This is a genomic window from Sphingosinicella sp. (genome assembly GCF_052388015.1).
In the GTDB taxonomy this organism is placed as follows: Bacteria; Pseudomonadota; Alphaproteobacteria; order Sphingomonadales; family Sphingomonadaceae; genus Allosphingosinicella.
The window spans coordinates 1-8,177 of the sequence record NZ_JBQTIN010000158.1 but is presented as its reverse complement, the minus strand read 5'-3'; the positions used below and the strand labels follow the sequence as shown (position 1 = coordinate 8,177).

9 protein-coding genes are annotated in these 8,177 nt (G+C 67.4%); 6 read left to right on the top strand and 3 right to left on the bottom strand.

Annotated features, from left to right (window positions below; genetic code table 11):
* The 3 genes from ACT4N3_RS12880 to ACT4N3_RS12870 all read left to right on the top strand — a co-directional run.
* The coding region (locus tag ACT4N3_RS12880) for an OmpA family protein (protein WP_444855629.1) at window positions 1-187 on the top strand (187 nt) is incomplete at its 5' end.
* A gap of 155 nt (window positions 188-342) precedes the next feature.
* Window positions 343-1,659: a UDP-glucose dehydrogenase family protein gene (locus ACT4N3_RS12875; protein WP_444855628.1), complete on the top strand. Its 1,317-nt coding sequence runs from the start codon at window positions 343-345 to the stop codon at window positions 1,657-1,659.
* Between the two features lie 53 nt (window positions 1,660-1,712).
* Window positions 1,713-3,062 carry a methyltransferase family protein gene (locus ACT4N3_RS12870; protein ID WP_444855627.1) on the top strand — a complete coding sequence of 450 codons (1,350 nt, stop codon included), beginning with the start codon at window positions 1,713-1,715 and terminating at the stop codon, window positions 3,060-3,062.
* Here ACT4N3_RS12870 and ACT4N3_RS12865 read toward each other — a convergent pair whose 3' ends face one another.
* The 3 genes from ACT4N3_RS12865 to ACT4N3_RS12855 all read right to left on the bottom strand — a co-directional run bounded on the left by ACT4N3_RS12865 (window position 3,063) and on the right by ACT4N3_RS12855 (window position 5,632).
* Window positions 3,063-3,830 carry a PPC domain-containing protein gene (locus ACT4N3_RS12865; RefSeq protein WP_444855626.1) on the bottom strand — a complete coding sequence of 256 codons (768 nt, stop codon included), beginning with the start codon at window positions 3,828-3,830 and terminating at the stop codon, window positions 3,063-3,065.
* Window positions 3,831-3,917: 87 nt separating this feature from the next.
* Complete coding sequence (pip, locus tag ACT4N3_RS12860) at window positions 3,918-4,883, bottom strand: prolyl aminopeptidase (protein WP_444855625.1); 966 nt, start codon at window positions 4,881-4,883, stop codon at window positions 3,918-3,920.
* Window positions 4,880-5,632 carry a 16S rRNA (uracil(1498)-N(3))-methyltransferase gene (locus ACT4N3_RS12855; RefSeq protein ID WP_444855624.1) on the bottom strand — a complete coding sequence of 251 codons (753 nt, stop codon included), beginning with the start codon at window positions 5,630-5,632 and terminating at the stop codon, window positions 4,880-4,882. The genes pip and ACT4N3_RS12855 overlap by 4 nt, the downstream gene beginning before the upstream one ends.
* Window positions 5,633-5,715: 83 nt before the next feature.
* Between ACT4N3_RS12855 and ACT4N3_RS12850 the strand changes: the two genes are divergently transcribed.
* The 3 genes from ACT4N3_RS12850 to nadA all read left to right on the top strand — a co-directional run.
* Entirely contained in the window at window positions 5,716-6,588 is an 873-nt protein-coding gene (locus ACT4N3_RS12850) for an MBL fold metallo-hydrolase (RefSeq protein ID WP_444855623.1), read from the top strand.
* On the top strand, window positions 6,570-7,256 hold the full coding sequence (locus ACT4N3_RS12845; protein ID WP_444855622.1) for a DUF4230 domain-containing protein: 687 nt from the start codon (window positions 6,570-6,572) through the stop codon (window positions 7,254-7,256). Before ACT4N3_RS12850 ends, ACT4N3_RS12845 begins: the two co-directional genes overlap by 19 nt.
* 1 nt (window position 7,257) lies before the next feature.
* Window positions 7,258-8,177: quinolinate synthase NadA (gene nadA, locus ACT4N3_RS12840; protein ID WP_444855621.1), on the top strand; the 920-nt coding region annotated here is incomplete at its 3' end.

The following is an 8,177-nucleotide window of genomic DNA, read 5'->3' as shown; positions in this document are numbered from 1 at the left end:
CGTCGACCTGTCGCAGCGTCGCGCGAACAATGTGGCGACCTATCTCGAGGGCCGCGGCGTGCCGCGGGCTTCGATCTCCACCGAGGCGTTCGGCGAGAGCCGGCCGCTGGTCGAGACCGCCGATGGTGTCCGCGAGCCGCAGAACCGGCGCGTGGAAATCACCATGGGTCCGGGATCGGGCTGGTAAGCCAGACATCCGCCGCCCCGGCGGCGGATCGTCGAAAGACTCGGGGTCGGCCTTCGGGCCGGCCCCTTTCTTTTGCGCGTCCGATCTGCTGAAATCGCTGTCCGGTCGGAAGCCGCTTTGTTAGAGCGCTCGCGCGAACAGCCGGGGAAGCGTGCATGCGGATCGCGATCATCGGAACCGGCTATGTCGGCCTGGTTTCCGGGGCCTGCTTTTCCGACTTCGGTCATGAGGTGACCTGCGTTGACAAAGACGCCGGGAAGATCGACGCGCTCGAACGGGGCGTGATGCCGATCTTCGAGCCCGGCCTCGACAGCCTGGTGGCGCGCAACGTGGCCGGCCGACGGCTCGCCTTCACCACCGACCTCGCGGCAGCGGTGGATGGCGCGGAAGCGATCTTCATCGCGGTCGGCACGCCGTCACGCCGCGGCGACGGCCATGCCGATCTCTCCTACGTTTATGACGCTGCGCGCGAGATCGCTGCGGCGCTTACCGGGCCAACGGTCATCGTGACCAAATCGACCGTGCCAGTCGGCACCGGCGACGAAGTCGAGCGGATCGTTCGCGAGACGGTGCCGGCCGCGCAGGCCTGGGTCGTGTCCAACCCTGAATTCCTGCGCGAAGGCGCGGCAATCGAGGACTTTAAGCATCCCGACCGGATCGTGATCGGCGCCGAGGACGAGCAGGCCGCGGCGGCGATGCGCGAGGTCTATCGCCCGCTCTACCTCAACAAGGCGCCACTGCTGATCACCTCGCGGCGCACCGCCGAGCTGATCAAATATGCCGCCAACGCCTTCCTGGCGACCAAGATCACCTTCATCAACGAGATGGCGGATCTGTGCGAAGCGGTTGGCGGCGACGTTCAGGATGTCGCGCAGGGAATCGGGCTCGACCGGCGGATCGGCGCGAAGTTCCTTCACGCCGGGCCCGGCTATGGCGGCTCCTGCTTCCCCAAGGACACGCTGGCGCTGCTCAAGACGGCGGAAGACGCCGCCGCGCCGCTCCGGATCGTCGAGGCGGTTGTGAAGGTCAATGACGCGCGCAAGCGGGCGATGGGCCGCAAGGTGATCCAGGCGCTCGGCGGCGAGGCGCGCGGACGCACGGTCGCTCTGCTCGGCCTCACCTTCAAGCCGAACACCGACGACATGCGCGATGCGCCGTCGATCGCGATCGTCCAGGCGCTTGAAGATGCCGGCGTCAAGGTGCGCGGCTACGATCCGGAAGGAACGGAGCAGGCGCGGCCGTTGATGCCCAACGTCGAGCTGTTCGACGACCCTTATGCGGCCGCGGACGGCGCAGACGCGGTCGTGCTGGTCACGGAATGGGACGTGCTGCGGGCGCTCGATCTGGAGCGGATCGCGGCCGGGATGCGCGAACCGATCCTGGTCGACCTCAGGAACATCTATCCGCCCGGGGAGGCGGAGGAAGCCGGCTTGCGCTGGCACGGCGTCGGGCGGCCCGGAAGGGCGGGCTGAGGCCTCACCCGCCTTCACCGCTTGCTTACTCCTGTCGGCTATGACGCCGTTCGATGAACGCCGAGCGCAAGATTGCCGCCGCGACACGACACGCGGTTTCGCGAGCCGTGGCCGATCCGCGGCCGGCGTCCGCCGTGAGCAGCGGCGTCGGCTTCGCCGGGCTTGCCGGGCTGGCGATCTGGACGGCCATTGCCTGGGCCTATGGGATGCGCGGGCCGCTTGCCGCGATGGTCGCGCTCATCGCCTGCGCCGTGCCGATGCTCGCCTGGTCGCTGATCGTCGACAAGGTTCACCGCAACCCGACGACTGGAGTCGACTGGGGCGGCACGCCGCGCCCGCTTTCCGAGACGCTCGACATCAGCCTCGCGAAGATTGCAGGCTTGTGGGCGATCTGGGCCGCGATCGGTGCGCTCTACTGCCTCTGCCGCTGGTACTGGAGCGGGGCCTATCTCTTTTCAATGCAGGTATTGGGCGTGGCGTCCGTGCCGATGCTCGTCCTCTCCATACCCTATGTCATTTGGCTCGACCGACGGATGGTGGAGCCGAAGGACGGTGCCTGGCATTTCGGCCAGTGGCTGATCGGCCGCTCCGATCTTGCCGACAGGGAAACCATCTATGAGTTCCTGCGGCAATGGACGATCAAGGGGTTCTTCCTTGCCTTCATGATCTCGATTGTACCGGGCAACTGGCAAGCGATGATCGGTTCCGAATGGACCTGGATCAGCGCCGGCCCGGCCAACCTCGCCGGCTGGCTGATCGCCGCGATGTTCATGATCGACGTCGTGTTCGCGACCGTCGGCTATGCACTGACGATGAAGCCGCTCGACGGCCATATCCGCGGTGCGAATCCCTATGCAGCGGGCTGGACCGCCGCCCTGATCTGCTATCCGCCGTTCATCATGATGGGTCCGGGCGGGCCGCTGGATTATCACCGCGGCACGCATGGCGATGCCGGCTGGGCCTTCTGGCTTGCCGATTATCCGGCGCTGCTGTGGATCTTCGGCGCGTGGCTCGTTTTTCTCACCGCCGTCTACGCCTGGGCGACGGTCGCGTTCGGCTTCCGCTTCTCGAACCTCACCCATCGCGGCATCCTGACCCACGGGCCTTATGCCTGGACCAAGCATCCGGCCTATGTTTCGAAGAATCTCTTCTGGTGGTTCGCGGTGCTGCCGTTCCTGGCGGCGACCGGCAACCCGGTCGACATGGTTCGCAACAGCTTCGTCCTCGCGGTGGTCAGCGGCGTCTATTACTGGCGCGCGCGGACCGAAGAGCGGCACCTGATGGCCGATCCCGCCTATCAGGACTATGCCGCATGGATGGCGCGCAACGCACCGCTGTCGCGGCTGACAGGCTGGCTCAGGCGGCGATGGGACCGCCCGCAAGAGGCGGTCCCCGCCGAATAGCTACTGGCTGACCCAGAGCCGGTAGCCGCCGGTCGAGCCCTGGCCGAACGAGGTCACCCGGATGATATAATCGCCAGCTTCGCCGGCCTCGAAAACGAGCAGCGAGTTGAGGCCGACGCCGTTATCGTCATCCTGGTTGAGAATGGCGGGCGGTTCGCTGTCGCGACCCTCGACGCTGATGACCTGGACCATCGTGTCGAAGGCGGCGGAGTTGACGATGATATAGCGCGACTGACCGGCCTCGAAACGAACGAGATAGTCGTCATAGTGCCGTTCCTCGCTGACCGAATCGGTCGCGGCGAGATCACCGTCCCAGCGCAGCCAGGTGCCGGTCACTGGCGTCGGCGTGCCGGGCGTCGTGATCGGCGGCGGCGCCGGCGCCAACGTCGCGGCCCGCGCCACATAGGCGCCACGGCCATCCGTCGAATAGCCGTAGACGCGCAGCATATAATTGCCGCTCTCGCTCGGCGTGAAATTGATCCGTGGATTCAGGCCGGCGCTGTCGTCATTCTCGGCCAGCACTTCCTCCTGGCCGGCGCGGCGAAGCTGCGCGACCGGATCGAAGGCCTCGGAATCGATCGAGATCCGATAGCGCTGGCCGGCTTCCAGCCGCAGCGCGTGATCGTCATAGCGATTGCCCTCCGGCAGCTGCCGGTCGCTGTCCTCCAGCGCGCCCTCCGTCGACCAGGGCACGGGCTGGGCCAGCACAGGCGAGCCGAACGCCGTCAGGGCCGCAACCGCGGCCGCACTCATCAAACCGATACGCATGACTTTTCCCCACCAGAGGCCGTCGAATCGCGGCCGCATCAATGTACTGATCGTAGATGAACCGTGCAATAACAGCGATGAACTGTTTTACGCGGTGGCGAAGCGATCGGTGGCTCGAACCAGCGCATCCAACACGCCTGGCTCGGTAAAGAGGTGACCGCCGTCGGGGATGATGTTCAGCTCGGCTTCTGGCCAGGCGCGATGCAGATCCCAGGCGGTGACCGGGGGTGTGCACATATCATAGCGACCCTGAACGATGACGCCGGGAATGTCCCTGAGGCGGCCGGCGTTGGCGAGCAGCTGGCCTTCCTCCAGCCAGCCCTTGTTGGCCATATAGTGGTTCTCGATCCGGGCGATCGCGACGGCGAAATCGTCTTCGGTGAACTCGTCGATGACGTGCGGATCAGGAAGCAGGGTGACGGTTTCGGCTTCCCATTTGCTCCACGCCTTGGCGGCAGTGAGCCTCTCAACGGGATCCTCGCCGGTCAGGCGGCGCTGATAGGCGGTGACGAGGTCGCCGCGCTCGGCATCGGGAATGGGCGCGAGAAACTCACTCCACTTGTCCGGATAGACCTCCGACGCGCCGTAGCGGTAGAGCCAGTCGAGCTCGCTCTGCCGGAAGGTGAAGATGCCGCGCAGCACCAGCTCGGTGCAGCGCTCTGGATGGGTCTGGGCGTAAGCCAGCGCCAGCGTCGAGCCCCAGGAGCCGCCATAGACCATCCAGCGCTCGATCTCCGCCAGGTCGCGCAGCCGCTCGATATCGGCGACGAGATGCCAGGTCGTGTTCGCCTCGAGGCCGGCGTGCGGCGTCGAGCGGCCGCAACCGCGCTGATCGAACAGCAATATGTCGTAGCGGGCGGGATCGAACTGGCGGCGATGATTGGCGTTACTGCCGGCGCCGGGGCCGCCATGGAGGAAGACGACCGGCCTGGCGCCGGGCGTGCCGCAGCGCTCCCAGTAAAGTGTGTGGCCATCACCGACATCGAGCATGCCGGTCTGGTAGGGCTCGATTTCCGGATAGAGGCCGCGACGTTCGGTACTGGCCATCTTCATTTTTCCCTTGTCGTGAAATCGCCCGCGACGGCCAGCCACTGACTGATCGCGGCGAGCGCGGCGGTGTCGGCGCGCAGGATGCGCGGGCCGAGGGTGATCGCGCAAGCGGCCGGATGGGCGCGGATCAGGGCGCGCTCCTCATCGGTGAAGCCACCTTCGGGGCCGATCAGGATCGCGGCCGGGCCGGGGCGCGCCACCTCGATCATCGGCGCGCCGCCCGCCTCGTCGGCGAAATAAAGCGCCCGACCCTCGTACCAACTCTCTAGCGCCGTCTTGAGCCTTGCCGGCGCGTCGAGCCGGGGCAAAGCAGTGCGATCGCATTGCTCGGCCGCTTCGATCGCGTGCGCGCGCAGGCGATCGAGGTTGAGGCGATCGACCACGGTGCGAGCGGTGATCACCGGGATCAGCCGATCGACACCCAGCTCCGTCGCCTTTTCTACCAGCCAGTCGATGCGGCCGCGCTTGATCGGCGCGAAGAGCAGCCAGAGATCGGGAACGCGCTCGCGCTCGCGCAGATGCTCGCCGACCGCGAGCATGACGCTCCTGCGCCCCGCTTCCGCGACCGTCGCCAGCCATTCCCCAGTCTCGTCGTCGAACACTTTGGCCTGATCGCCGGCCCGCAGGCGCAGGACATTGGCGAGATAATTGGCGGGGCCTCCCGACAGCGCGATATGCGTGCCGGCTTTCAAGGGCTCCGGCACGTAAAGGCGCGGCAGGCTTGCGTGTGGCCAGGCGGGCGTGGCGGGCATCGCCCGGCTCTATCAGCCGCCTCGCGTGAAGGGGAGGGCGGCGCGCCCTTCATTTTCGTCGGCCGCAGTGCCACATCCGCAGCATGGCGAGCGCAACTCCCGGTCAGGTGGAGCAGGTCCACCCGCTTGTGCGGCGGGTGCTGGCCGCCAATCCCTCGCCTTTCACCTATACCGGCACGCAGACCTATATCGTCGGCCGGGGCGAGGTGGCGGTGATCGATCCGGGTCCGGACCTGGCCGAGCATGTCGAGGCGATCCTCGCCGCGACAGCGGGCGAACGGATCGCCGCCATCGCCTGCACCCACACCCATCGCGACCATAGTCCGGCGAGCCGGGCGCTCGCGGCGGCGAGCGGCGCGCCGATCATCGGCTGCGCGCCGCTGGCGATCGCCGATGACGGTCCGCGCGCCGACGCCGCCTTCGATTTCGACTATGCGCCGGACCGGGTGTTGGCCGATGGCGAACGGATCGAGGGCGACGGCTGGGCGCTTGAGGCGGTGGCGACGCCCGGCCATACCTCCAATCATCTCTGCTTTGCGCTGGCCGGCGAGGGCGACGACACGCGAAGTGCCCTCTTCACCGGCGATCATGTGATGGGCTGGTCGACGACGGTGATCGCGCCGCCGGACGGCGACATGACCGCTTATTTCTCCAGCCTCGACAAGCTCCTCGCCCGCGACGACAGCATCTATTTCCCGGCTCACGGCCCGGCGGTGGAGACGCCGGCGAGCCATGTCCGGGCGCTGATCGCGCACCGCCGGATGCGAGAGAAGCAGATCCTGACCAGGCTGGGCGAAGGCAAGCGCGAAATCCCGGCGATGGTCGCCGAGATGTATACCGATATCGATCCGCGCCTGCATGGGGCGGCTGGACGGTCGGTGCTCGCTCATTTGCGCGATCTGGAGCGACGCGGGCTGGTGCTGCAGGAGGACGAGGCATGGACCTTGGCCGCCTGAAGCCATTCGCCTGGCCGGCCGGTGCCGCGGCGGCGCTGCTCGCGGGCTTCGCGCTGGGCTTGCTGCTCCGCTCGCCGGCGGAACCGCTCGCGCCAAACCCGGAAGCGATCGCCGCGACGGCCTTGCTGTCGGTCCGGGAGCAGGGGCGGATCGCGGCCCATTCCGCCCGCTTCGTCGCGATCGCCCGCGCGCGGCGCGGCGGCCTTGTCACCGCCGAGCGCAGCCTGATCGTGCCCGGCGACGTCGTCTATGAAGTCGACCTCGCCCGGCTGAGCCGGGAGCGGCTCGCCTGGGATGCGGCGACCGCCACGCTCACCGTCACCCTGCCGCCGATCGAGGTGAACGGCCCGCGGATCGACTGGGCTGAGGCGCGGGCCGAAGGCGATGGCGGCATCCTCGTCGCCCTCGCCGGCGGCGAGAGCGAGATGGACGCGGCGAACCGCCAGAACGCGCAGGCCGATCTGCTCCGGCAGGCGCGCGAGGAGGCGCCGCTCAGGACCGCGCGCGACGCAGCGATGCGGCTGGTCGCGCGTTCCTTCGCCATGCCGCTCCGCGCGGCCGGGATTGACGCCAGCGTCGCGGTAAGGTTCGTGGACCCGGCCGGCGAGGAGCAGGCGAGCTATCTGGATCGCCGCCATCCGATCGAGGATGCGGTGAGGAGACGGTGAGATGAACGCCCCCCATGTCAGCCTGAAGGGCCTCGACCTTCGCGCCGAGATCGACCGGCTGCGCCGCGAGCGCGAGGCGGTCGTTCTCGCCCATTACTACCAGACCCCGGAAATCCAGGACCTCGCCGATTTCGTCGGCGACAGCCTCGATCTCTCCCGCAAGGCGCAAGCGACCGACGCCAGGGTGATCGCCTTTTGCGGCGTGCGCTTCATGGCCGAGACGGCGAAAATCCTGTCGCCAGACAAGATCGTCGTGCTCCCCGACATGAACGCCGGGTGCAGCCTGGAGGATAGCTGCCCGCCCGAGCAGTTCGCGGCGTTCCGCGCGGCCCACCCGGACCATGTCGCGCTCACCTACATCAACAGCTCGGCCGAGGTGAAGGCGCTCAGCGACATCATCGTCACCAGCTCGTCCGCGGAGGTTATTCTCCAGCAAATCCCCAGGGAGCAGAAAATCATCTTCGGCCCCGACAAGCATCTCGGCGGCTATCTGGCGCGGCGGACTGGGCGGGAGATGCTGCTCTGGCCGGGCGCCTGCATCGTCCACGAGGCCTTCTCGGAGACCGAGCTCGTCAAGCTCAAGCAGCAGCATCCGGGGGCGCCGGTGCTCGCCCATCCGGAATGCCCGCCGCACATCCTTGATCATGCCGATTATGTCGGCGCGACCTCCGGCATCCTCCGCCACGTGCTGGAGAGCGGCAAGGACAAGTTCATCATCGCGACCGAGCCGCACATCATCCACCAGATGGAGAAGTCGGCACCGGGCAAGACCTTCATCGGCGCGCCTGGGGCGGACGGGAACTGCAACTGCAACATGTGCCCCTACATGGCGCTGAACACGCTGGAGAAGCTCTACGTGTCGCTCCGCGACCTCCAGCCGCGGATCGAGATCGAGGAAGGGCTGCGGCTCCGCGCCAAGAA

Bases quoted from the DNA above. Each gene is read 5' to 3' on its own strand.
- ACT4N3_RS12875 (WP_444855628.1), top strand. From the start codon at position 343: ATGCGGATCGCGATCATCGGAACCGGCTATGTCGGCCTGGTTTCCGGG.
- ACT4N3_RS12870 (WP_444855627.1), top strand. From the start codon at position 1,713: ATGAACGCCGAGCGCAAGATTGCCGCCGCGACACGACACGCGGTTTCG.
- ACT4N3_RS12865 (WP_444855626.1), bottom strand. From the start codon at position 3,830: ATGCGTATCGGTTTGATGAGTGCGGCCGCGGTTGCGGCCCTGACGGCG.
- pip (WP_444855625.1), bottom strand. From the start codon at position 4,883: ATGAAGATGGCCAGTACCGAACGTCGCGGCCTCTATCCGGAAATCGAG.
- ACT4N3_RS12855 (WP_444855624.1), bottom strand. From the start codon at position 5,632: ATGCCCGCCACGCCCGCCTGGCCACACGCAAGCCTGCCGCGCCTTTAC.
- ACT4N3_RS12850 (WP_444855623.1), top strand. From the start codon at position 5,716: ATGGCGAGCGCAACTCCCGGTCAGGTGGAGCAGGTCCACCCGCTTGTG.
- ACT4N3_RS12845 (WP_444855622.1), top strand. From the start codon at position 6,570: ATGGACCTTGGCCGCCTGAAGCCATTCGCCTGGCCGGCCGGTGCCGCG.